The sequence below is a fragment of the Kitasatospora sp. LaBMicrA B282 genome, assembly GCF_050325825.1.
GTDB lineage: Bacteria > Actinomycetota > Actinomycetes > Streptomycetales > Streptomycetaceae > Kitasatospora.
In genome coordinates, this window is sequence record NZ_JBNQTI010000151.1 from 1 (window position 1) to 23793 (window position 23793).

Consider the following 23793-nt stretch of genomic DNA (forward strand, 5'->3'; position numbering starts at 1 on the left):
GGGAGTGTTTTGCTTTCGTGGACAGGGGGTGGTACTCAAAATATTTCTACACCCCCCCCCCATTTACATTCTTAGCAATCCCCCCCCCGCTAGTCTCACCGACCGGTCGCGGCGGCTCTTCGCGTGCTCCGGGCCCGTGCGGCGGGCGGGCCCCGTCGCCACCCCCATTGCTACTCCCCTACCCGCCGGCCTGCGGCAACCCTGCACGCCGCCACCCCCTTTTAGGGGGCTCTAGGGGTACAGGAGCCCCGCTCGAGCTCCATAGGCTGGCAACGCAATTCGGGCGAACAGCCCCCGCGTGGGACCCGCAGCCTCGCCGGCCGGCGGACCCCGCGCCCACCCGGCGACGCCGTACCGACGCCGACCCGTTCCCACCGCCGTGCCGACGTACCCGGCGGCGCCCGCCCCAGCCGGCGGGCCCGGACCCACTGCGCCGCACCCGCGGTCGACCCGCAAGGCAACGCCGTTGCCTGCCTAGCCAGGAAGCTGGACCACCATGACGAGTCAGCCCGCCGACCAGCAGCCGCTCTTCCAGGTCAGCGCCGAACTGCGGATCTCCGCCAGCCCGTTGGAGATCTACGCGGTGGTCAGCGACGTGGCCCGCAGCAAGGAGTGGAGCCGCGAGTGCAAGAGCATCGAGTGGGTCTCCGGGGAGCCGTCCACCGTGGGCGCGATCTTCCGCAGCGCGAACTTCCGGCACGACGACGTGGTCGCCTGGGCGCCGGTGCCGCGCGGGGCCTGGACGACCCAGTCCGAGGTCGTGGCCGCCGACCCGGGACGGATCTTCTCCTGGCAGATGTACAACAGCGACGGCGTCAAGGAGGACAGCGTCTGGGCCTACGACATCACCCCGGACGGTGCGGGCAGCGTCCTGGTCCACCGGTTCCGGATGAACCGTCCGACCAAGGGCATCCTGCGGATCGTCTCCGGCCTGGACGAGGCCGAGACCAGGACCTTCTACGCCGACTGGGCGGTCAAGCTGGAGGGCGACATCCGCGCCACGCTCGGCCGCATCAAGGCCCTCGCCGAGAAGACCGAGCCGACCGAGCAGACCGAGCCGACCGAGCAGCACTGACGTCACGGCAGCAGTGACGCCCACCAGCGGCGGTGCCGGCCGGGGCCGGCACCGCGTCCATCCGACCGACCCGCGTCCCCGGACGCGGCACGAGGGAGACCGCGGATGTTCCTGCAGCGCGTAGCCAACCGGGGCATGCGACTGGGCACGCTCTTCGCGCGGGCCGCCGCCCGGCACCCCGCCAACGTCATCGTCCTCGACCACACCCTGGACATCGCCCCGGAGCTCGGGCGCCGCGCCACGGTCTCGGAACTCGCCGACCTGGTGGACGACTTCGCCGCCCGACTGTGGGCGGCCCGGGTGCGGCCGACCGACCGGGTGGTGATCCACAAGTCCGACGGCTTCGACATCACGCTGCTGGCCTGCGCCGCCGTACGGATCGGCGCCGTCCCGGTGCTGCTGTCGCCGCAGCTGGACGGCGGGACGGTGGCCGAGCTGGTGCGCCGGGCCGACCGCCCCTACCTGGTCACCGACGAGGCCAAGGTGGGCTCGGCACTGCCGGAGACGGTGTTCGAACGGGCCGAGCGGGTGCTGCTCGCCACCGGGTCCCACCCGCGGGCGACCGCCCTGGCCGACCTGGCCGGCGCGCCCCGGGTCCCGGCGGTGACCATGCCCGCGGAGCACCCGATGCTGATCACCCACACCTCCGGCACCACCGGCACGCCCAAACTGGCCGTCCACACCGGCCGCACCATGCAGGCCCGCTACCGACCGCAGGCGACCGCGCTCTCCCCCGTGGTCCCCCGGCGGGAGATCATCGCGATGCACGTCTCCTTCGTCCACTCCCGGCTGTTCACCGCCCTCAGCATCTCGCTGCTGCGCGGCTTCCCGATCATCGTGCTCGCCGACTCCGACCCGGGGCGGGTGGCCGACCTGTTCGCCCGGATGCGGCCCGGCATCCTGGAGGCGCACCCCAACTCCTTCATGGAGTGGGAGGAGTTGGCCGACGACCCGCGCCGGCCGCTGGCCAACGTCAAGCTGTTCAGCAGCACCTTCGACGCGATCCACCCGCGCACCGTGCAGCGGCTGCTGGGCGCCAGCCGGCGCACGGCGCCGGTCTTCGGGCAACTGTACGGGCAGAGCGAGGTCGGGCCGGCGGTGGTGCGCTCCTTCGGCCCGCACCGGGGGCCGGAGGCCGACGGGCGCTGCGTGGGCATGCCGTTCCCCGGGATGACCGGGGTCCGGGTGGTCAGCCGCAACGGCGCCCCGCCGTCCAGCAGCAACCCGGGCTACATCGAGGTGCGCAGCGACGGACGGATCGTCACCTACCTGGGCGAGCAGGAGCGCTACGACCGGCAGGTGTCGGCCGGCGGCTGGTGGCGGATGGGCGACGTCGGCTACCGCACCAAGTGGGGCTGCGTGCACCTGCTGGACCGCGAGGTCGACCTGATCGAGGGCTTCGGCAGCACGCTGGCCGCCGAGGACGCCCTGCTCGGCCGGCTCGCCGAGCTCGCCGAGGTGGTCATCATCCCGGGTCCGGACGGCCGTGCCCTGCCGGTGGTCTGCACCAAGGACGACGCACCGCTGGACCGGGACGCCTGGCAGGCGGCGGCCTCGGGGCTGCCGCCGATGGCTCCCCCGCTGCAGTGGCGGCGCACGGACCTGCCGCAGACCGCGACCACCAAGATCAAGCGCTTGGAGCTGGCCCGCCTGGTGGCGGCCGGCCCGGTCGCGGGCTGAGCCCGACCGACCGGCCGCACCACAGCTGCCGCGCGCCCGCTGGCCACCCCCGTGCCGGCGGCCGCGCGGCACCTCCCGCCACCGCCCTCGCCCCCGCCACCGTCCCGGCCGCATCCGCGCCGGCGGCCCGGAAAGGCAGTCATGAGCAGCAGTCAGACGGAGATCTGCATCGTCGGGGCCGGCCCGCGCGGGCTGTCCCTGCTGGAACGGCTCTGCGCCAACGCGCGGGCCGCGCCCGGGACGCGCGCCCTGCTGGTGCACGTGGTCGACCCGGCCGCACCCGGCGCCGGCGCGGTCTGGCGCCCGGAGCAGTCGCGGTACCTGCTGATGAACACCGTCGCCGCGCAGATCACCAGCTACACCGACGACAGCGTGCTGATCGAGGGGCCGATCGAGCCCGGTCCCTCGCTCTACGAGTGGGCCAAGTCCCTGCCGGCGCCGGGGGCGGCCTCTGGGGTGGCCTCCGCGGCGGCATCCGGGTTGGACCAGGCCACCCTGGCCGAGGCCCGCGACCTCACCCCGAACAGCTACCCCACCCGGGCCTTCTACGGGCGCTACCTGCACCACTGCTTCGAGCGGGTGGTGGCCCTGGCCCCGGCCCACGTCACGGTCCGGGTGCACCGCTCGCAGGCGCTCGCCCTCGCCGACGTGCTCGGGGTGGTCGGCGGCCCGCAGGGCATCCGCCTGGCGGACGGCACCCGGCTGAACCGGCTGGACGCGGTGGTGCTGGCCCAGGGCCACGTGCCGGCCCGGCCGACGCCCCGCGAGGAGCGGACCGCGAGCCTGGCCCGGATCCACCACCTCACGTACCTCACCCCGGCCAACCCGGCCGACCTCGACCTCGACGGGATCCGGCCCGGCCAGTCCGTCCTGGTCCGCGGGATGGGCCTCAACTTCTTCGACCACATGGCCCTGTTCACGGTCGGCCGCGGCGGCAGCTTCACCCGGCGCGACGGCCGGCTGGTCTACCGCGCCAGCGGCCGCGAGCCGGTGCTGTACGCCAGCTCGCGGCGCGGGGTGCCCTACCACTCCCGCGGCGAGAACGAGAAGGGGGCGCACGGCCGGTACCTGCCGCGGCTGCTGACCGCGGAACACGTCGCGGGGCTGCGCCGACGGGCCGCGGGCGGCACGCCGGTGCGCTTCGAGACCGCCCTGTGGCCGCTGATCGCCCGCGAGGTGGAGAGCGTCTACTACACGACCCTGCTGGGCACCCGCGGCCGCGCCCCGGACGGCGAGCGCCTGCGGGACCGCTACCTGACCGCACCGCCCGCGCACCTGCCGTCCGTGCTGGACGAGTTCGCGATCGCGCCGGCCGACCGCTGGGACTGGGAGCGGCTCGCCAAGCCCTACCTCGGCGAGGAGTTCGGCAGCCGCGACGAGTTCCGGAGCTGGCTGCTGGGGTACCTGGCCCGGGACGTCCAAGCTGCCCGGGCGGGCAACGTGAGCGGGCCGCTGAAGGCCGCCCTGGACGTGCTGCGCGACCTGCGCAACGAGATCCGGCTCGCCGTCGACCACGGCGGCCTGGCCGGGGACTCGTACCGGGACGAGCTGGCGGGCTGGTACACCCCGCTGAACGCCTTCCTGTCGATCGGCCCGCCGGCCTCGCGGATCGAGGAGCTGATCGCGCTGATCGAGGCGGGCCTGGTGGTGCCGACCGGCCCCGGAACGCAGATCCGGATCGACCCGGCCGTCCCCGCGTTCACCGCCTGCTCCACCCTGGTCCCCGGGCCCGAGGTGCGCGCCACGGTGCTGCTGGAGGCCCGGCTCCCCGAACCCGACCTGCGGCGCACCGCCGACCCGCTGCTCCGGCACCTGCTGAGCACCGAGCAGTGCACCACCTACCGGATCGCGGCGCAGCGCGGCGGCAGCTACGAGACCGGCGGACTGGCCGTCACCGCACGGCCGTACCACCTGCTGGACGCCCGCGGCCGGGCGCACCCGCGCCGCTTCGCGTACGGCGTGCCGACCGAGTCGGTGCACTGGGTCACCGCGGCCGGGATCCGGCCGGGGGTGGACTCGGTGACGCTGGGCGACTCCGACGCGATCGCCCGCGCGGTGCTCGCGCTGCCGCCGGCCGGCGTGCCGGCGGTCGACCCGCCGCCGGCCGAGCTCGCGCCGGTACCGGGCGGGACGGAGCTGACCGGGGTCATCGTCTGAGCCCCGACCGCCACCGCCGAACCGGATCCCGTCTGTCGGGGCCGTCACGCCCCACCGACCTGGAAGAGTCGAGAGTCACCCATGCGCGCAGCCTTCATCGAGGCCCTCGGCCCGCCGGAGAACATCGTCCACGGCGAGCTGCCGGCGCCGGTGCCCGGGCCGACCGACGTCCTGGTCGGGGTCCTGGCCACCACCGTGAACCCGGTGGACACCCTGCTCCGCTCCGGTGCCTTCCGGACCCCGGTGCCGTTCCCGCTGGTGGTCGGCCGGGACCTGGTCGGCACCGTGCTGGCGGCCGGGCCCGGGGCGCCCGGGTTCGTCGTCGGCGACCTGGTGTGGTCCAACAGCCTGGGCCACGAGGGACGGCAGGGCGCCGCCGCCGAGCAGGCCGTGGTGGCGGCCGACCGGCTCTACCGGCTGCCCGCCGGCGTGGACCCGGTCGAGGCGGTGACCATGGTCCATCCGGCCGCCACCGCCCACCTCGCCCTGGTCACCCACGGCCGGCTGCGGGCCGGCCGGACGGTGCTGGTGATCGGTGGCGCCGGCAACGTGGGCAGCGCGCTGCTGGTGCTGGCCGCCGAGGCGGGCGCCCGGGTGGTGACCACCGCCGCGGCCGGGGACCTGGAGTACTGCCGCTCGCTCGGCGCCGAGGTGGCCCTGGACTACCGGGATCCCGCCCTGGCCGCCGAGCTCGACCGCGCCTGCCCCGGCGGGGTGGACCTCTACCTGGACACCTCCGGGCAGAACGACCTGACCGGCGCCGTCGAGCTGCTGGCCCCGCGCGGCCGGATCGTGCTGCTGGCGGTCAAGCAGCCCGAGCCGGTGCTGCCGGCGCGCCGCCTGTACCTGAAGGACGGCTCGATCGTCGGCTTCGTCATCTCGCACGCCGGCACCGCCGAGCTGGCCGAGGCCGCGGTGACCGTCAACCGCCTGCTGGCCGCCGGCCGGCTGCGGCCGCGCGCCCTCGAGCGGCTGCCGCTGAGCGCCGCCGCCGAGACCCACCGGCGGCTGGAGCGGGGCGAGCTGCACGGGCGCCGGGTCGCACTGCTGCCCGGCCGCTGACCGCGCACCCCGCCGGCCAGGGTGCGGCGCGGCGCGGAGCAGGCGGAATGCCACCCCGGCCGCCCGGTGTTGCAAGCGGGCGTGAGCGTGGTGAGTGTCGTGACTGGGCAGGCGGACGGAACCGGAGCGGAACCCGCGGTGCGGCTGTCGGTGCTGGACCGGTCGCGGGTGCGCGAGGGGTACCCGGCCGCGGCGGCGGTGCGGGAGACCGTGGCGTTCGCGCAGTGGGCGGAGCAGCTGGGCTACCATCGGTTCTGGGTGGCCGAGCACCACGGCGTGCCCGGGGTCGCCGGGTCGGCGCCGACCGTCCTGGCCGCGGCGGTGGCCGGCGCGACCTCGCGGATCCGGGTGGGCACCGGCGGCGTGATGCTGCCCAACCACCAGCCGCTGGTGGTCGCCGAGCAGTTCGGGGTGCTCGCCGCCCTCTTCCCGGAGCGGATCGACATGGGGCTGGGGCGCTCGGTGGCCTTCACCGACGGGGTGCGCCGCGCGCTCGGCCGGGAGAAAGACGCCGCCGACCGCTTCGCCGAACAGATCACCGAACTGCTGGCCTACTTCGACGGCACCGGGCGCAGCCGCACCGACGTGCACGCCCGCCCCGCCGAGGGCCTCACGGTGCCCGCCTTCGTCCTCGCCACCGGCACCGGGGCCGACCTCGCCGCGGCAGCCGGGCTGCCGCTGGTGATCGGCGGGCTGCGCGGCGAGGAGAAGATGGTGGAGGCGATCGACCGCTACCGCAGCGGGTTCCGGCCCTCCGCGCAGGCCGCTCGGCCCTACGTGGTGATCTCCGGCAACGTCGCGGTCGCGGAGACCACGGAGGCGGCGCAGCGGCTGCTGGTGTCGGAGGCCTGGTCGACCGCGTACTCGCGCACCCACGGTGAGTTCCCGCCGCTCGCCCCGGAGTCGGACGTGCTCTCCCGCTCGATGACCCCCCGCGAGCAGGCCGCGTTCCAGCAGGCCGTCACCGGCCAGATCGCCGGCACCCCCGACCGGGCAGCTGCGGAGGTCCGCGGGCTGCTGGCGCGCACCGGAGCCGACGAGTTCCTGGTCACCACCCACGCCTACGACCGTCCCGCCCTGCACGAGTCCTACCGACTGCTCGCGCAGGCGCTGGGACTGCCCCTGGTAGAAAAGCCCTGACCCATGACGTCCCTCGGAAGGAAACCCCAGATGACCCTGGCCCAGATCCCCCTGCAGACCCTCGACGGCCGCCCGACCAGCCTCGCCGACTACACCGGCAAGGCGGTCCTGCTGGTCAACGTCGCCTCCAAGTGCGGCCTGACCCCGCAGTACACCGGCCTGGAGCAGCTGCAGAAGCAGTACGCGGACCGCGGGTTCACGGTGCTCGGCGTGCCGTGCAACCAGTTCGGCGGGCAGGAGCCGGGCAGCGCGGAGGAGATCCAGGAGTTCTGCTCCACCACCTACGGCGTCTCCTTCCCACTGCTGGCGAAGATCGAGGTCAACGGCGCCGACCGCCACCCGCTCTACCAGCAGCTGACCGAGCTGGCTGACGCCGCCGGCGAGGCGGGCGACGTGCAGTGGAACTTCGAGAAGTTCCTGATCGCCCCCGACGGCAGCGCGGTCGCCCGCTTCCGCCCCCGCACCACCCCGGAGGACGCGGACCTGCTCGCCGCCATCGAGGCCCAGCTCCCCGCGTAGTCCCGCCCACCCCGGGTGACCGCACCAGCCTTGCGCCATGCGGTCACCCGGGCAGCGCACTCAGATCGGCAGGTCCCACCCGGGCCCGTCCTCGCTGCCGATCCACACCCGCTGCCCGTTCTCGGTGATCGTGATCCCGAACCCCTCCTGATGCGGTGAACCGGCCGCCTGCCAGACCAGGACGGCGTCCTCCACCTGGTCCCAGAGCCGCAACGGCCCGCGCTGGGTCACGGTCCACCCGCCGTCGGGACCGTGCGTCGTTCGAGCCTGGGAGCCGGTGGCCACGTCCGACAGGATCTGCTGTCCGCCCATACCCATCTGCTCGGCGCTCGGGGCGGCGAGTTGGGCGACCCAACCGCCGGTCCAGTCACTGATCAGGGCCGGGTCGATCCGCGTCGGCCGTTCGTCGCCGGGCATGAGCCAGAGCGTCTGCCGAGGCGGCCGGTCGTGCGGGCGCGCCACCATGAAACTCGTGTACCCGGGCAGGAACCGGCCGGTTGCGCGTCCGGGCTCGGACACGGTCAACAGGGCGAGGCCGAACCGGAAGCTCCACCCGGTCAGGGTGACCAGAATCCTGCCACCTGGGTTCACCTGGTACAGCCACGGCATCGGCACGTAACGCACCGAGCAGGTGGCGATCAGCCGATCGTAGGGTGCGCCATCGCGGTGACCGCCGAGGCCGTCGCCGACCACCAAGGTCGGTGTGTACCCGGCCGCCGTGATCGCGCGCCCGGCACGTTCGGCGACGCCCGGGTCCACCTCGACGCTGACGAGGTTCGCCGAGCCGAGCCGATGTGCCCCCAGGGCCGTCGAATAGCCGGTCCCGGTACCGATTTCGAGCACGCGGTGCCCATCGGCGACGTCGAGTTGCTGCCACATGCCGAGTACCAGGGAGGGGAGCGTCGAGGACGACGACGGCGCACCGCTCACGGGCCGCCCGCCGACGTCCGCCGGGCCGATCCGACCGTCGAGTTGGGTGACCAGCGTCTCGTCGCCGTACACGGCTTCGAGCCAGCCGGGGGCGTCCGGGTGGGTCGCGCGATAACTGGTCGGGTTGCTGCCCGCCACCTCTGCGAAGAAGCTGCTGACGAACAGCTCACGGGGTACCACCTCGGCGGCCGTGCGCCAGGCCGGGTCGGTCAGCGTGCCGGCCGTGATGAGCTTGTCCACCAGCCTTGCCCTCAGGCGTTCGGGAGACGTCATTGCGGGCTCTCCAGTTCATCGGCGATCGCACGGGCGATGGGCGTAGTGATCTCGGCAGGGAACCAGGCCCACTGGCCACTGGGGTTGCATTCAAGGAAGTACCAGTCACCGTCAGCTGTCACGGCGAAATCGAAGGCTCCGAAGACAAGACCCATCTCGCTGAGGTAGCGGGCGACCGAGGCCGCCACGGAGTCCGGTGTGCTGATGGGCTCATAGGTCAGCAGGTCCTGCCGTCGCCGCCAATCGAGTTCCGGGCTCGTGATCCGAGTGGCGAACAGCCGCGTGCCAACAGCCGTCAGTCGCACGTCGAAGATCTTCTCGACCTTCGCTTGGAACAAGTGAGGGCAGGCGGAGATCCTGTCGGTGATGTCGGCCGGATCGACCACTCGTACCCAGACCTGCTGTGCCTTGTCGTTCAGGTCGCGGTACCGGGTGTTCCACAACGGCTTGTAGACGGCGGACCGCCCAGCGCAGAACCTGCGGGCCTCAGCGGGGTCCAGCGTGATGGTCGTCTCGGGTACCCGGAGGCCACAACGCAGCGCGGCGGCCAACTGAGCTGGTTTGTACTCTCCGTTCCTGATCTGCCACGGGTGATTCATGTAGTGCGCTCCAGGCAGTGAAGCAAGAATGCCGCCGACTCCCCAGAACATCTGCGAGCCGGCGAACTCGGCGTCCTGACCATCGAGGTCGGACGGGCCACAGTACGCCGTGGGGCGTCTCCACCAGACCGACCGGACGTGTCGAAGGTCGAGTGCGCGAGTCGGCGTCACCAGTGTGCCCCGCTGACCACCAGCGTCGTACCTGGCAGTCAGCGAGGCACCACTGTGGAGATCGACAGCGGGGTCCACGCGCACGACCGGGACCCGACGCTCAGCGAGGATGCGAAGAACCACATCCGCCGTACTGTCGCGTGAGTTGGTCAGGACCAGTACGGATCCGGGCCGATCGTCGCTCATGTCAGCCGGTGCCCTGGTCCTGGTCGTTGGCGGGCACGCTGTCGATGTCGGTCGGCTGGTTCTGCTCGCCGCTCCGGCCGTCGCCACCTCCCGTGCTGGTGGGCGTACTGGTTTCGGTACTGGTGCCGTGCGCCCCCATCTCGACCGCACGCCCCTGGTCGTCGTAGTACACGGCGACCTGCGATTCGGGGTCGATGACCGAGGTGAGCACGGGCAGGCGCCCGGACTCCACGAACGGCCCCATCCTCGTGGTACCCCACGGAGCTGCAGTGCTCATACCACTTCCTTCCTACGGTGGTTGCCGAGGTGCCGACTACTCGGAGGACACCAAGTTCCGGCAACCACTCGGGACGGTGGAACCTCGTACGAAGGGCACTTGGGGACGTCCCTCACGCGATAGAACGTCCCCGCACAAGGACCCAATCAACAGCGGGCCGACCTACCGGTTTCGGTCTTCGTGGACCTGCTCGGCAAGGCCACGGAGCGGATTGACGTTCTGGTCTACGCGGCGGTCTTCCTCCATGAGGCGTACCCCCGTCTGAACCACCTGCTCCGTGAGCGCGCTGCCGAGGGCTGCACGGTCCGGATCGCCCTGGGCGACCCAGTCAGCGCAAACGTCAGACGGCGCGGGGAGGAGGAGAAGTTCGGCCACGGTATCGAGTCCCGCTGCAGGCTTGCGCTCCTGCACTACCGACCACTCCTGGGGACCCTGGGAATCACGATCCGCACCCACGAGACGACGCTGTACAACAGTCTGTACCGCGCAGATGACCAGGTACTCGTGAACGCCCATGTGTGGGGCGTCAACGCCTTCGGCGCTCCCGTCTGGCACCTGCGGCAGTCTGACGGAGGGACGCTGTTCGACACCTATGCTGCAAGCTTCGACGCAGTGTGGGACACCACCCGACCGGTCGAGGAGAACTGATCACGTGGCACGAACCGAGTACTACGACGCCCCCGGCGCCCCCGAGCCGACCCGGCTCGTCGTGGCGGCATCCGCCGTCGTGACCGACGACGAGGGCCGCGTCCTGCTGCAACGACGGACCGACAACGGGCTGTACGCGTTGCCCGGCGGGACGATGGACCTCGGAGAGTCGCTTCCCGGAACGGCCGTTCGAGAGGTCCGGGAAGAGACCGGACTCGACGTCGAGATCACCGGTCTGGTCGGAACCTACACCGACCCCCGGCATGTCATCGCGTACTCGGACGGTGAGGTCCGCCAGCAGTTCAACGTCTGCTTCACCGCCCGCATCACGGGCGGTGACCTGCGCATCTCCAGCGAGTCCACGGACCTCCGGTTCGTCGCCCCCGTCGACATCGACGCCCTGCCGATGCATCACACCCAACGACTCCGGCTCCGGCACTTCCTGGAGCACCGGGCAACGCCCTACCTGGGATGACCGCCGCCTTCGAGGCCCAGCTCCCCGCGTAGTCCCGCCGCACCGACACTGCTCACCGCGCGTCCGGCTGCCACCTCCTGACCCACCGTGGCGAGCGACTTCACCCCATGGGTTGCGTATTCAAACTCACTCCCGCTAGCGTTCCGCGCCATGGAGAGAGTTGGAAAATCAATCTCAGTCGCCACCCCATCGTCCGCCCCGCGCCGCCGCACCGCGTTCCTGGTCGTCGCCGCGGCGGTCTTCGTCTCGAACCTCGACCTGTTCATCGTCAACGTCGCGCTGCCGGCGATGCAGCGCCACTTCCACGGCAGCAGCCTGGCGACCCTGTCCTGGGTGCTCAACGGCTATGCGATCGTGTTCGCCGCCCTGCTGGTCGCCGCCGGGCGGCTGGCCGACCGGGTCGGCCACCGGGCGGTGTTCCTCGCCGGGCTCGCGGTCTTCACCGTCGCCTCCGCACTCTGCGCGCTCACCCCGGCGGTGGGTTGGCTCGACGCCGCCCGGGTGGTCCAGGCTGCGGGCGCCGCCGCGCTGATCCCCACCTCGCTGGCGCTGCTGCTCGACGCCACGCCGCCGGCCGAACGCCCGGGCGCCGTCCGGGCCTGGGCGTCGATCGGCGGGATCGCTGCCGGTCTCGGCCCGGTCCTCGGCGGGCTGCTGGTCGAGGCCGACTGGCGCTGGGTGTTCCTCGCCAACGTCCCGGTCGGCCTTCTCGCCCTGGTCGCGGGCGTCCGCGTGCTGCCCAGGGTGGGCGGCCGGGAGAGCGGTCCGCTGCCGGACCTGCTCGGTGCGGGGCTGCTCACCGCCGCCATCGCCGCGCTCGCGGTGGCCCTGGTCAAGGGCGACGACTGGGGCTGGGCCTCGGCCCGGGTGCTCGGCGCCCTGCTGGCCGCGGCGCTGCTGCTCGGCGGGTTCCTGCGCCGCTCGGCGCGTCATCCGGCGCCCGTCGTCGAACTGCCGCTGCTGCGGGTGCCCGCCTTCGCGGCCGCCAACACCGCCGCCCTGCTGTTCAACCTCGCCTTCGCCGGGATGCTGCTCAGCTCGGTCCTCTGGTGCCAGCAGGTCTGGGGGTACTCCGCGCTGCGCACCGGCCTGGCCATCGCTCCCGGGCCACTGCTGGTGCCGCCGGTCGCCCTGGGCAGTGCCGCGCTGGTGCGGGCCCTCGGACCGGGACGCCTGGCGGCGCTGGGCACCCTGCTGTTCGCCTGCGGCGTCGGCTGGTGGTCGGTCGCCGGCGGCGTCCGCCCCGGGTACGCCACCGAACTGCTGCCGGGCATGCTGCTCACCGGCCTGGGCGTGGGGCTAGTGCTGCCTACGCTGATCGGGGCCGCCGCGGCCGCACTGCCGCCGGCGCGGTTCGCCACCGGGTCGGCGGTGACCACCATGGCCCGGCAGGTCGGCGCGGTGGTCGGGGTGGCGCTGACGGTCAGTCTGCTCGGCGCCGCGCGCGGACCGCAGGCCGTGCTGGACGGTCTGCGGCACGGCTGGACGGCGGTGGTCGCGGCCGCCCTGCTGGCCGGAGCAGCCTCCCTGTGGCTCGCCGCCGCCCGCCGCCAGGCGGAGGCGATCAGCGCGCAGCAGGACTCCGCCACGGCTCCGGCCGCCCACCCGGTGGCGAACCGCCGGTAGGGCGTGTCTTTCGGATCACGTCGGATCAGCGGGCGGCGTTGGGGTGCGTGCATCGGCGGCGCCGAGGAAGAAGTCCATGCGGTGGGGGCACCTCCCGGCCGAAGGCTGGGGGCCATCGGCGACTGACGAGAAGCCGTCGAGGTGCGTGCCCCGGCGGCGACCGCCCGGCGTGATCCGAAAGACACGCCCCAGGCCTCCCTCACCCCGGTGCCCCCTGGCGCCCCGCCCCGCGGTCTGCCACCGTGCCAGGTGACCCCGGCCCGCCGGCCGGGGTCGGCCGATGGGCGTCGGCAGGACGCCGTGAGGAGCGTGGCCGGGATGACCGACGAAGCCGTGGGCGAGTTCAGGAACTTCGGCGCCTACCAGCTCGAACTCCACCTCGAGGCGCTCGGCGGCGTGCTGCCGCGGCTGCCGATGACCTTCGCCGCGTTGGCCGCACGGGCGGAGGCGGCGCTGCCCGCCGAGTTGTGGTCGTACGTGGCGGGAGGCGCCGGGGACGAGCTGACCCAGCGTGCCAACAGCGCGGCCTTCGAGCGGTGGGGGCTGGTGCCGCGGATGCTGGTGGGGGCCGCCGAACGCGACCTGTCGGTCGAGCTGTTCGGCCACCGGCTGCCGTCGCCGCTGTTCATGGCGCCGGTCGGGGTGATCGGGCTGTGCGCGCAGGACGGGCACGGCGACCTGGCCACCGCCCGGGCGGCCGCCCGGACCGGGGTGCCGATGGTGGCCTCCACCCTCACCGTGGACCCGATGGAACAGGTGGCTTCCGAGTTCGGCGGCACGCCCGGCTTCTTCCAGCTGTACGTCCCGGCCGACCGCAAGCTGGCGGAGAGCCTGGTGCACCGGGCGGAGGCGGCCGGGTTCCGCGGGATCGTGGTCACCCTGGACACCTGGGTGCTCGGCTGGCGACCGCGTGACCTGGTGCTGGGCGCCTTCCCGCAGTTGCGCGGCCACTGCCTGACCAACTACACCGGCGACCCGGTGTTCCGGTCACGGCTGGCCAAGGCGCCGGAGGAGGACCCGCGGGCCGCCGTGCTGGAGTGGGCCGGGATCTTCGCCAACCCGTTGACCTGGGACGACCTGCCCTGGCTGCGCTCGCTGACCGACCTGCCGATCATCCTCAAGGGCCTCTGCCACCCGGAGGACGTGCGCCGGGCCCGGGACGGCGGGGTGGACGGGATCTACTGCTCCAACCACGGCGGCCGGCAGGCCAACGGCGGCCTCGCGGCGCTCGACCTGCTGCCCGAGGTGGTCGAGGCCGCCGGCGAGCTGCCGGTGCTCTTCGACTCGGGGGTGCGCAGCGGCGCGGACGTGGTCAAGGCGCTGGCGCTGGGCGCAACGGCGGTCGGGGTGGGCCGCCCGTACGCGTACGGGCTGGCGGTGGGCGGCGAGGACGGGATCGTGCACGTGCTGCGCTCGCTGCTGGCCGAGGCCGACCTGTTGATGGCGGTGGACGGCTACCCCACCCTGGCCGCCCTGCGGGCCGAGGGGGCGCTGCGCCGCACCGGCTGACCTGCCCGCGCGGCGGTGCCGACCGGCGGCGAGCTGGTCGGCACCGCCCGCCGGCGTCGTCGGCAGCGCCCGCTAGCATGGCGTCCGCTGTCCGGCGCCGCGCGCCGTCGGCCCCGTCGCGCAGAGGCAGGCGCACCACTACGTCATGGTGGAAACGCCGGTTCGAATCCGGCCGGGGCCACTCATGCCCGCAGGAAGGGCGACGAACGGGGGCGCGGTGCAGGACGCAGAACTGACAGAGCCGGCAGGACTGGCCGAGCCGGCACTTGCCGAGCCGGCAGCGCCGGTGGTGGACCGGCCGGGCGGCGACGAGCCGACCCCGGCGGAGCTCGACGCCTACTCCCGGCTGCTCGCCCGGCTGCGCCGGCTGCCCGTCGACCACCCGGTGCGGCTGCGCACCGAGCGCGAGGCCGAGGCCTTCGTGCGCGACGGGCGTCAGCTCCGCCGCAAGGCACGCCGCGCCGAGGTGTCCGCGATCGACGCCGCAGCGCTGGCCGGCACCGTCACCGGCGACCCGGGCCGCCGCGAGGACGCCCCGCTCGAGGTGCCCGCGCAGCGCGGCGCGGTGGCCAGCCTGCTGCGGCCGCGCCGCTGCTACGTCTGCAAGTCGCTCTACCACCGGGTGGACGGCTTCTACCACGCGCTCTGCGCGGCCTGCGCCGACGACAACCGCCGCCGGCGCGGCCTGAGCACCGACCTGCGCGGGCGCCGGGCGCTGCTCACCGGCGGCCGGGTGAAGATCGGCTTCCAACTGGCGCTGATGATGCTCCGGGACGGCGCCGAACTGATCGTCACCAGCCGGTTCCCGCACGACACGGTGCGCCGGTTCCGGGCCGCGCCCGGCAGCGAGCAGTGGTGGGAGCGGCTCACCGTGGTCGGCATCGACCTGCGCGATCCGCGCCAGGTGATCGGGCTCTGCGAGCAACTGCGCGCCTCCGGGCGGCCGCTGGACATCCTGGTCAACAACGCCGCCCAGACCCTGCGCCGCCCGCCCGAGGCGTACGCGCTGCTGGCCGAGGGCGAGCGGGGCGAGCTGCCGCCGGGCGTCGCGGTGCGGTCGGCGCCGGGCTTCCGCCCGCTGCCGGCGCTGCGCGACGCCTGGCCGGCGGCCGAGTTGGCCGGCGGACCGGCTCCCGGCACCGGAGCCGACGCCGAGCTGTGGCACGCGGTGGACGAGGCCGGGCTGCTGCCCGACCCGGCGCCGCAGAACTCCTGGTCGGCCAAGCTCGGCGAGCTGGACCCGGCCGAGCTGCTGGAGACCCAGCTGGTCAACGCGCTGGCCCCGGCGCTGCTCTGCGACCGGCTGCTGCCGCTGCTGCTGGCCGCCCCGCAGCCGCGCCGCTACATCGTCAACGTGACCGCCGTCGAGGGCCGGTTCGAGGTGCGCAACAAGATGGCCGGCCACCCGCACACCAACATGGCCAAGGCCGCGCTCAACATGCTCACCCGGACCAGCGCGGCCGAACTCGCCGCGCAGGGCGTGCACATGTGCGCCGTGGACACCGGCTGGATCACCGACGAGAACCCGGCCCCGAAGAAGGCCCGGATCGCGGAGCACGGCTTCCGCACCCCGCTGGACGTGGTGGACGGCGCGGCCCGGGTGTACGACCCGATCGTGCGCGGCGAGGCGGGCGACCCGGTGGCGGGTGTCTTCCTGAAGGACTACCGAGAGGCGGCCTGGTGAGCACCGCGGACCACCCCACCCCGGCGCACCCCGCCCCGGCGCAGCCCGGCTCCCCGCACCTCGCCGCCCCGGAGCACCCCGCCCACGGCATCGCCCCGATCGTGCCGCGGCCCGTGGTCGACCTGGCCCCGCTGCTCAGCTGGCTGCGGGCCGGACAGCCGGCCGCGGAACGGCTGGACTTCCCGGCCGGCACCGCACTGCCGGACGGACGGCTCGACCTGTGCAAGCAGCAACTCGGGCCGGACGGCGCGCTGCTGGTGGCCGAGGCGCTGCAACCGCGCGCCGCCGACGGGGCCCCGGGCCCGGTGCGGCACCTGCTGCTGGGCACCGACGGCCTCGGCGACGCGGGCGCCGAGCGGGTGGCGGCCCGGGCGGTCGGCAGCGACGTGCGCACCCTCTACCTGGGCTGCAACGGGATCACCACGACCGGCGCCTGCCGGATCGCCGACCGACTGCGGGCCTCGCCGCAGGCCGTCCGCGCGCTCTGGCTGAAGCGCAACCCGCTGGGCACCGGCGCCGGACGGGCCGCGGCCGACCTGGTGGCCGCCGCCGAGCAGCTGCGCACCCTGGACCTGGTGCAGACCGGCCTGGACCCGGCCGGGCTGGCGGTGCTGGCCGATGCCGTGCTGGTCCACCTGGCCCGCACCGGGCGGACCTTCGAGCGGCTCTACCTGGGCGGCAACCGGCTCGGCCCGGCCGGCGCCGAGCAGCTGGCCCGGCTGCTGCTGGCCGGTGCCACCGAGGAGCTGTACGCCTCGGCGGCCGGCCTCGGCGACGCCGGTGGGCAGACCGTGGCCGCCGCACTGGAGCAGGCGCCGCCCGGACGGCTGCGCCGGCTCTCGCTGGCCAGCAACGGCATCGGGCCGCAGCCGGCCGCCCGTCTGGTGGCCGCGGCCGCCGCGGCGGGGGTGGAGCTGCTGGACCTGGGCCGGGTCAAGGCCGCCGGGGTGCTGGGCGCGGCCGACAACCGGCTGGACGCCGAGGCGATGGGCACGCTCGGGGCCGCGCTGGCGGCGCGCCCGCACCGGCTGCGCCACCTGGTGCTGGCCAACACCGGCCTGCGCAGCCGCGCGGCGCTGCACCTGCTGGCCCAGGCGGAACGAGCCGCCTCCCCGACCCGCTACGTGCTCGGCAAGGGCATCGCCACCACGGTGCGCCGCCGGTTCGAGGCGCTCAGCGCCGAGGTGCCCTGGCCGGCGATGCCGGCGGACGTGGCGGCGGTGCAGAGCGTCCACCGGACCGCGCCACCGCCCACCGGCCGGGACAGCTGACCACCCGTACCCGGTTCACCGCGGCAGCGCGGCGAACAGCTCGATCCAGTACCGCTGCTGCTCCGGCCCGGCCCCGGCCAGGTAGCCGGCCCGCAGCTTCGGCGGCAGGTACCGCACCAGCCTGGCCACCGCCCGCCGGTGCCGGCGCAGTTGGGACAGCTCGGCGTTGGCGATCGCCTGGTGCACCAGGTCGGTGTCGTTGCCGCCCTCGCCGGACTGCTCGGCGGCCCGCCGCAGCCGCTCCTCCCAACGGTCCAGCTCGGCGACGATCTCCCGCAGCCCGGCCCGCCGCCGCCCGGCCAGCCGGTCCTCCAGCCCGGTCAGCGGGACCGGCGCGTACTCGCCGTCGCCCAGGTAGACGGTGCCCAGCTGGAGCGGCAGGTCCCGCTGGTGCAGCTTGATCAGGCGCTCCATGGTGCGCTTGCTGATCCAGCCGCGGCCCTCCTCGTCCAGGTCGTACTTCCACCAGTCGAGCACCGTCTCGGCGACCGCGCCGTACCGGGCGATCAGCCACTCGTTGGCCGGGATGTCGGCCGGGTCGAGGTCGAGCGAAGCGGTGAACCGGGTCGCCTGGGCGATGTTGTTGCGGGCGACGAGCAGCTTGCGCCCCAGGTGGTAGGGCGGGTTCTGGAGCGCGATCTGCGCCCGCAGGCCGGGGATCCGGACGCCGGCGATCGACCACTCCTGGGTGATCTCCATCAGCTTGGCGAAGGCCGCGCGGTCCTTGGGGCGGTTGTACTCGTCCCAGACGATCGCCTTGGGCGCGGAGCCGGTGAAGCCGGCCGCGAGCAGGTTGTGCAGGGCGCCCTCGGCGGTCGGGATCGGGGCGCACAGGTCCTCGACGTTGGTGACCGGCAGCGAGAAGTAGAGCGGGTCGCGGCCCAGCTGCTCCCGGGTCACCTGGCGCACCAGCTCGGTCTTGCCGCAGCCGGGCGGGCCCTGGAGCAGCACGGACCAGCGCCGCTCCAGGGCGGCGCGCAGCACCCGGCGGACCGGGTCGGCGATCCGGTCCGGGTTGGGCACGCCGAGCGCGCCGGCGATCCGGTCCAGGATCTCGTGGGTGCGGTCCCGGCCGGGCGCGCCGTCCGGGCCGGGCTCGGCCAGCCGCAGCCGTTCGCCGTTGACCAGCGGCAGGCCCCAGACCAGCGGGAAGCCCTCGCGCGCATTGGCCAGCACGTGCTCCAGGGTGCGCGGCGAGAGCAGTTCGCGGACCGCGGGGTCGAGCGAGGCCCAGATCGCGAAGACCGGCTTCAGGTCCAGCTCCGGGAAGGCGGCGGCCAGCCCGTACCGCCAGGCGGTGTCCTCGGCGGTGATCCGCAGCGTCACCATCCGGTCCAGGATGGCCAGGTCGCTGCGCCGGGAGCTGGTCTCGGCGAGCGACTCGTTGTCGGTCAGGAAGACGCCGACGCAGCCGAGCGCACGCAGGTCGTGCTCGCCGAGCGTCCAGTTGCAGGAGATCTGCATCAGCTGCGCCTGGATGGTCTCGCCCGCCTGCAACGAGTCGTCGATCAGCAGCACGAACGGCTGCCCGGGCATCAGTTGGCTCATCAGCAGCTGCCGGAGCACCAGGTCACCGGTGTCCGGGTCGCGCACCGGCGCGTTGGCGAGCAGGTCGTCCGGCGTCAGGTTGGCGGCGGGCACCACCACCAGCCGCACCCCCGGGTGCCGGGCCGCGACGTGGGCGTGGAAGGTGGCGGTCTTGCCGATGCCGTGCTCGCCGAAGACCTGCCCGGTCTGGCCGAGTTCGATCATCGCGTCGATGAACGACTCCAGCCGGGAGCAGCCGCGGTGGCCCTCGGGCGGCTGCGGGTAGCTGGCGGTGGCCCGCCAGGGCCGGGCGGCGGGTGCGGTGGTGGTCATCGGAGCCCTCCCGTGCTGGTCGTCTCGCTCGTGCTGGTCGTCATCGAAGGTGTCCCGTGGCGGTGGTCATCGAAGGTCTCCCGTGGTGACGCGGTGGCAGGCCATCGGCGGGCGGTGGTGGTCGGGCCAGTCGTCGCCGCCCTCGGTGATCAGCCAGATCCACTTCTCCGGCTCGGCCGGGGTGATGTGCGGGGCGTAGCCGTCGGTGAGCACCAGTACGGCGTCCACCTGCTCGGTGAACCGGGTGCCGTCGACGGTCACGGTGCGGCCCTCGACGTGGTCGGCGACGGCCTGGAAGCTGGTGCCGCCACCGCCGTACACCCGCTCGCCGGGACGGAACGGCAGCACCGCGGCGTCGAAGGCCAGCCAGTGCGCCCGCACCCCGTCGATCCGCCCGACCAGCTCGGTCAGCCAGTCGACCACCCGCTGCGGCATCGAGCCCGAGGTGTCGTAGGCGATCACCAGCACCCGCTGCCGCACCGGGCCGCGGCGGGCGAGCATCGGCTGCTGCCCGAGGGCGGCCAGCAGTGCGCCGCGCTTCTTCGGGTAGACCAGCCGCTCGCCCTCGGTCAGCCGGCTCGCCAGCACGTCGACCAGCCAGCGCTGCCACCAGTCGACCCGCCGGGTGGCATCGGTGCGCCCGCGCACCAGGCCCGCGCTCAGCGTGCCCCAGAGCTGCCGGGCCCGCTCGGAGCCCTCCTCGGTGCGGCCGAGCAGGTCGCGCAGCTCCTGGTCGGCGGGGCGGTGGCCGCGGCGGGCCGCGAGCAGCACGTTGAGCAGCACCGAGGAGCCGACCCCGTCGATGGTCTCCTGGTCGGCGGGCAGTCGGTCGGGGGTGCCGTCGGCGTGCAGGTGCAGGCAGCGCTCCGCCGGCACCGGCGGGTCGGTCATCCGCTTCAGCTCGCGGTACACGCTCTGGTCGGTGTCGGTGAAGACGGCGTAGTCCACCGCGTCCAGGCCCTGGGCGGCCAGGTCGGCCTGGTAGGCGCGGTGGATCGCGCGCGGGTCGATACCGACCGGTTCGCCGTCCAGCAGCGGCAGTTCGTCGCGGCCGAGCCGGACCAGCGCCACGTGGTTGATGGTCACCTCGGTGGCGATCCGGAAGACCGGGTCGCGGCGCAGCTCGGGGTCGGCGAACAGGTGGCGCTGGATCAGGTGCCGGGCCTCGTGGAAGAGCACGAACTTGACGCCGTCGAGGCCGAGCGCGACGAAGAAGTCCGGGTTGTAGAGCAGCAGGCAGCTGCCGTCGCCGGAGGCCACCACGGCGGCGGTGTCCACGGCGGTGGTGGCGAGCTGGTGGTGGCACTTGGCGTACAGCCAGGAGGCGACGGCGGACTCGGTCAGCCCGAAGTCCAGCAGCGCGGCCTCCTTGAGCCGCTCGGCCTCGGCCCGCACCTCGGGGGCGGCCGGGCGGTACCGGAGCAGCGCACGGCGGTCGGTCAGGTCGACCACGTGGGTGCGCGGGGCGCCGTGGGGCATCGGGGTCTCCGCTCGGAGTCGGACGGGTCGGGGTCGGACAGGCCGGGGTCGGCCGGGTCGGAGTCGGCCGGGTCGGAGTCGCACGGATCGGAGTCGCACGGATCGGAGTTGGATAGGGTCGGCGGTGCGGTCGGGGCTCGTAGCGCAGAGGAAGGCGCACCGGTCTCCAGAACCGGGACACGTCGGTTCGAATCCGACCGGCCCCGATCGTGCGGGGGCTCCACCAACTCCCGCCCGACCCGGTAGAGTCGGGCCCGGGGGCGTTGGGGCCGTAGCGCAGTGGATGTCGCACCTGCACGGCAAGCGGGAGGACGCCGGTTCGAATCCGGTCGGCTCCGCCCCCCGATACACCGTCCCGCCGCGGCCGCCGCACCCGCACCACTCGCCCCGCCCGCCCCGGTAGAGTCACCCGCACGGCTGGGGCTCGTAGCGCAGAGGCAGGCGCGCCCTGACTGCGGATCAGGACTCACGTCGGTTCGAATCCGACCGGCCCCAGCCGCCTCCGCCGCTCAACCGCCCCCGGGACCACCGGCGATGGCCCCCGCCGTACTGATCAGCTGCGGCAGCGTCCCGACGAAGTCCGGCAGCAGCTGCGCCAGCACCGCCCAGGCCTCCGGGTTGCCGCCCACCTCGGCCCGCACCAGCTCGCGCAGCTCCCGCTCGGCCGGCGCCAACCGCTCCGGGAAGCCCCAGCGGCCCAGTTCGAGGAGCGGCACCAGGTCCCGGGCCGGCGCGCCGGTCCACAGCAGCTGGCGCGGATCCGTCCGGATCCCCGCCTCCCGCAGCCGGTGGCGGTAGCGCGGGTTGTCGCCGAAGGACTGCCGCAGCTCGTCGGGGCAGTCGAACCGCTCGACCAGCGCCCAGCGGACGTAGCCGGGCAGCGGACGTAGCCGGTCCGCCTGCGCGAGCTCCGGCCAGTGCGCGCGGCGCAGTCCGGCGACCACGGTCCGGGCCCGGCTCAGCTTGCCCGCACCGTACAGTGCCGCGAGCAGGTCCGGCAGCGGCTCCTCGGGGTGCTCCGGCCGGATCCCGCCGTCCAGCACCGGCAGCGGCCCGTCGGCCCCCGCCCCCGGGCCGGCACCCGGCCCGAACCGGACCCCGGCCAGCACGTCCCGCTGCAGGCCGCGCGGCAGGTAGCCGCTGCGGAGCAGCTGCCGGTTGACCTCCGGCTGGTCGCTCTCCAGCAGCCAGTGCAGCACCGAACCGCGGTGCTGCTGCACGGCGCGCCAACCGCCGCGGCGCTCGACCGGCTCCGCGAGGTCCAGTCGCAGCCGCTCCCCGACCCGCGCCGCGGCGGGCCCGTCCAGCAGCTCCAGCAGACAGCGCACCGCGTGGGCGGTCGCCGCACCCAGGTTCATGGTCCCCCGCTCGTCCCCGTGTTCTCGTCCCCGCGTCCGTCGCCCGCACATCATGCCAGCCGGCACTGACCGGCCGTCCCCCAATAAACCCTCGGTACTGTGGACGGACGCTCGTCTCGGGAGGACCCTCCAGCATGGCCACAACACCCCCGGCCACCACGCCACCGCCCGCCAAGGGCCGCCGCCCCGCCAAGCGCCCCGCGCTGCTCCAGCTGAGCCAGGTCAGCCGCAGCTACGGGGACCGCGAGGTGCTGCACCCGGTGGACCTGTCGCTGGCCGCCGGGGAGTGCGTGGCGCTGCTCGGACACAACGGCTCCGGCAAGTCCACCCTGCTGCGGGTGGCGGCCGGCCGTGACCTGCCGACCCGCGGCACGGTGCGGTTCGACGGGCTGCCGATGGACGAGAACGACCCGCGGATCCGGGCCCGGGTCGCGATGGTCGGCGACACCGTCGCGCACTACCCCGACCTCACGGTGCGCGAGCACCTGCTGCTGGTCGCCACCGCGCACGGCGTGGCCGACGCCCGGACCTGGGTGGCCCAGGTGCTCGCGGACCGGCTGCTCACCGAGCGGGCCGACGCGTTGCCCTCGGCCCTCTCCTCCGGGCAGCTGCAGGCCCTGCTGCTGGCCTGCGCCCTGGTGCGGCCGCGCGACCTGCTGCTGCTGGACGAGCCCGAGCAGCGGCTGGACCCGGAGGCCCGGCGGCGGCTGGCCGAGCTGCTGCGGGCCGAGCTGGCCGACGGCGTGGCGGTCCTGCTGGTCACCCACCACACCGACCTGGCGCGCGAGCTCGCGGACCGGGTGGTGGTGCTGGAGGACGGCCGGGTGGTGGCCCAGGGCGCCCCGGCCAAGGTCCTGGACCGCGGCGACGCGCTGGGGGCCCGGTGACCGAGTCGGGCCTGTCCACCGAACCGGAGCTGTCCACCGAGTCGGAGCTGTCCACCGAGTCGGAGCTGTCCACCACGGTGGAGTCGTCGGTCGAGGAAGCCTCCGGGCCGGCCGGCGACGGCTGGGCCGAGGAGGACGACTGGACCACCGAGACGTTGGCGCTGCTGCGCGCCATGCGCGCGCCCTACCGCCTGAACCGGGCCAAGCAGCTCGGCTTCGCCCTCTACTGCGTGCTGCTGATCCTGCTGATCTGGGGCGGGGTGCCGAGCCTGGGCCTCTTCCTGCAGGCCCAGCGCGGCGCCGACTACACCACGCACGGCGCCACCCTGCTGGCCGCGCTGCCCACCGGCATCGCCGCCGTCGGCCTGGCCACCGTGCTGCTCGCGGTCCGCGACGGCCTGTGGCGGGGCCCGGTGGTGCCGCCGCGGGCCAGCACCGACTGGCTGCTCGCCCACCCGGTGCGCCCGCGCCCGGTGCTGCGGCCCTGGTTCTGGCTCTCCTGCGCGCTTGCGGCCTTCCCCGGCCTGGTGGCGGCGGTGGCCGGGATGGTGGTGCTCGGGCTGACCCAGCGGATCGGGCTGCCGGCCGCGCTCGGCTGGTGCCTGGTGGCCGGGGTGAGCCTGCCGCTGCTGGCCACCTGCGCCGGGCTGCTGGTGGAGCGCAGCGACGCGGCGGCCCGCTGGGTGCGCCGGCTCACCCCGCCGGCCGCCGTGCTGGTGCTGGCGCTGGCGGCGCAGAGCGGACTGGCCGCAGCCGGGCACCGGGTGCGGACGCTGGAGCTGGTCGAGCTCTGGTCCGGGCCGTGGGGCTGGGCCGGGATCGCGGCGCTGGCGCCGACCCGGGGCGCGGTGGCCGGGGCCTGGGTGGCGGCCGCGCTGCTGGTCGGCGGCACGGCGGCGGCCCTGGTGCTGGCCGACCGGGCGGCCG

18 protein-coding genes, 4 tRNA genes and 2 pseudogenes are annotated in these 23793 nt (G+C 74.3%); 18 read left to right on the forward strand and 6 right to left on the reverse strand.

Translation table 11 applies throughout. From position 1 onward, the window contains the following. Positions 1-496: 496 nt before the first annotated feature. The 6 genes from ACQRUO_RS30630 to ACQRUO_RS30655 all read left to right on the forward strand — a co-directional run bounded on the left by ACQRUO_RS30630 (position 497) and on the right by ACQRUO_RS30655 (position 7633). Positions 497-1075 (forward strand): SRPBCC family protein, encoded by a 579-nt coding sequence (locus tag ACQRUO_RS30630; RefSeq protein ID WP_428319368.1) that lies wholly within the window; start codon positions 497-499, stop codon positions 1073-1075. Positions 1076-1180: 105 nt separating this feature from the next. After that, on the forward strand, positions 1181-2755 hold the full coding sequence (locus ACQRUO_RS30635; RefSeq protein ID WP_428319369.1) for a class I adenylate-forming enzyme family protein: 1575 nt from the start codon (positions 1181-1183) through the stop codon (positions 2753-2755). A 141-nt stretch (positions 2756-2896) separates the two neighbouring features. Beyond that, positions 2897-4912, forward strand: coding sequence for an FAD/NAD(P)-binding protein (locus ACQRUO_RS30640; protein WP_428319370.1), 2016 nt, complete (start codon positions 2897-2899; stop codon positions 4910-4912). Between the two features lie 81 nt (positions 4913-4993). After that, positions 4994-5974 carry an NADPH:quinone reductase gene (locus tag ACQRUO_RS30645; RefSeq protein WP_428319371.1) on the forward strand — a complete coding sequence of 327 codons (981 nt, stop codon included), beginning with the start codon at positions 4994-4996 and terminating at the stop codon, positions 5972-5974. A 99-nt stretch (positions 5975-6073) separates the two neighbouring features. Next, the gene (locus ACQRUO_RS30650) at positions 6074-7114 is read left to right on the forward strand and encodes an LLM class flavin-dependent oxidoreductase (RefSeq protein ID WP_428319372.1); all 1041 of its coding nucleotides are present in this window, start codon (positions 6074-6076) and stop codon (positions 7112-7114) included. Between the two features lie 30 nt (positions 7115-7144). Beyond that, entirely contained in the window at positions 7145-7633 is a 489-nt protein-coding gene (locus ACQRUO_RS30655) for a glutathione peroxidase (protein WP_428319373.1), read from the forward strand. Between the two features lie 60 nt (positions 7634-7693). Here ACQRUO_RS30655 and tgmC read toward each other — a convergent pair whose 3' ends face one another. The 3 genes from tgmC to tgmA are packed head-to-tail and all read right to left on the reverse strand — an operon-like array spanning position 7694 to position 10069. Next, positions 7694-8836, reverse strand: coding sequence for an ATP-grasp peptide maturase system methyltransferase (gene tgmC, locus ACQRUO_RS30660; protein ID WP_428319374.1), 1143 nt, complete (start codon positions 8834-8836; stop codon positions 7694-7696). After that, a complete protein-coding gene (gene tgmB, locus ACQRUO_RS30665; RefSeq protein ID WP_428319375.1) occupies positions 8833-9792 on the reverse strand; it encodes an ATP-grasp ribosomal peptide maturase in 960 nt (319 codons plus the stop codon). Before tgmB ends, tgmC begins: the two co-directional genes overlap by 4 nt. A 1-nt stretch (position 9793) precedes the next feature. Then, the gene (tgmA, locus tag ACQRUO_RS30670) at positions 9794-10069 is read right to left on the reverse strand and encodes a putative ATP-grasp-modified RiPP (RefSeq protein WP_428319376.1); all 276 of its coding nucleotides are present in this window, start codon (positions 10067-10069) and stop codon (positions 9794-9796) included. A 147-nt stretch (positions 10070-10216) separates the two neighbouring features. On the opposite strand from tgmA, the pseudogene ACQRUO_RS30675 reads away from it, so the two are divergent. From ACQRUO_RS30675 to ACQRUO_RS30705, 7 genes and pseudogenes are all read left to right on the forward strand, one after another. Continuing rightward, a pseudogene (locus tag ACQRUO_RS30675) lies at positions 10217-10717 on the forward strand (XRE family transcriptional regulator); the annotation flags it as partial. Between the two features lie 4 nt (positions 10718-10721). Further along, entirely contained in the window at positions 10722-11192 is a 471-nt protein-coding gene (locus ACQRUO_RS30680; protein WP_428319377.1) for an NUDIX domain-containing protein, read from the forward strand. A 150-nt stretch (positions 11193-11342) separates the two neighbouring features. After that, on the forward strand, positions 11343-12818 hold the full coding sequence (locus ACQRUO_RS30685; RefSeq protein WP_428319378.1) for an MFS transporter: 1476 nt from the start codon (positions 11343-11345) through the stop codon (positions 12816-12818). A gap of 318 nt (positions 12819-13136) precedes the next feature. Beyond that, positions 13137-14327 carry an alpha-hydroxy-acid oxidizing protein gene (locus ACQRUO_RS30690; protein WP_428319379.1) on the forward strand — a complete coding sequence of 397 codons (1191 nt, stop codon included), beginning with the start codon at positions 13137-13139 and terminating at the stop codon, positions 14325-14327. A 109-nt stretch (positions 14328-14436) separates the two neighbouring features. After that, positions 14437-14508 (forward strand) — tRNA-Asp (locus ACQRUO_RS30695). A gap of 36 nt (positions 14509-14544) precedes the next feature. Next, entirely contained in the window at positions 14545-16011 is a 1467-nt protein-coding gene (locus ACQRUO_RS30700; RefSeq protein WP_428319380.1) for an SDR family NAD(P)-dependent oxidoreductase, read from the forward strand. Continuing rightward, complete coding sequence (locus ACQRUO_RS30705) at positions 16008-17282, forward strand: ribonuclease inhibitor (RefSeq protein WP_428319381.1); 1275 nt, start codon at positions 16008-16010, stop codon at positions 17280-17282. Before ACQRUO_RS30700 ends, ACQRUO_RS30705 begins: the two co-directional genes overlap by 4 nt. Before the next feature lie 15 nt (positions 17283-17297). Here the strand turns inward: ACQRUO_RS30705 and ACQRUO_RS30710 are convergent, their stop codons facing one another. Next, entirely contained in the window at positions 17298-19142 is a 1845-nt protein-coding gene (locus tag ACQRUO_RS30710) for an AAA family ATPase (protein WP_428319382.1), read from the reverse strand. A gap of 66 nt (positions 19143-19208) precedes the next feature. Beyond that, the gene (locus tag ACQRUO_RS30715; RefSeq protein ID WP_428319383.1) at positions 19209-20621 is read right to left on the reverse strand and encodes a DUF2201 family putative metallopeptidase; all 1413 of its coding nucleotides are present in this window, start codon (positions 20619-20621) and stop codon (positions 19209-19211) included. Between the two features lie 132 nt (positions 20622-20753). Here ACQRUO_RS30715 and ACQRUO_RS30720 point away from each other — a divergent pair. The 3 genes from ACQRUO_RS30720 to ACQRUO_RS30730 all read left to right on the forward strand — a co-directional run bounded on the left by ACQRUO_RS30720 (position 20754) and on the right by ACQRUO_RS30730 (position 21116). Beyond that, positions 20754-20827: transfer RNA gene (locus tag ACQRUO_RS30720), tRNA-Trp, on the forward strand. A 59-nt stretch (positions 20828-20886) separates the two neighbouring features. Further along, positions 20887-20959: transfer RNA gene (locus ACQRUO_RS30725), tRNA-Ala, on the forward strand. An 81-nt stretch (positions 20960-21040) separates the two neighbouring features. Beyond that, positions 21041-21116: transfer RNA gene (locus tag ACQRUO_RS30730), tRNA-Arg, on the forward strand. 14 nt (positions 21117-21130) lie between these two features. Here ACQRUO_RS30730 and ACQRUO_RS30735 read toward each other — a convergent pair. Beyond that, complete coding sequence (locus ACQRUO_RS30735) at positions 21131-21979, reverse strand: hypothetical protein (protein ID WP_428319384.1); 849 nt, start codon at positions 21977-21979, stop codon at positions 21131-21133. 134 nt (positions 21980-22113) lie between these two features. On the opposite strand from ACQRUO_RS30735, the gene ACQRUO_RS30740 reads away from it, so the two are divergent. Together ACQRUO_RS30740 and ACQRUO_RS30745 are read left to right on the forward strand one after the other, a co-directional pair. Beyond that, a complete protein-coding gene (locus ACQRUO_RS30740; protein ID WP_428319385.1) occupies positions 22114-22866 on the forward strand; it encodes an ABC transporter ATP-binding protein in 753 nt (250 codons plus the stop codon). After that, positions 22863-23793 (forward strand): annotated as a pseudogene (locus ACQRUO_RS30745) (hypothetical protein); the annotation flags it as partial. The gene ACQRUO_RS30740 and the pseudogene ACQRUO_RS30745, both read left to right, overlap by 4 nt.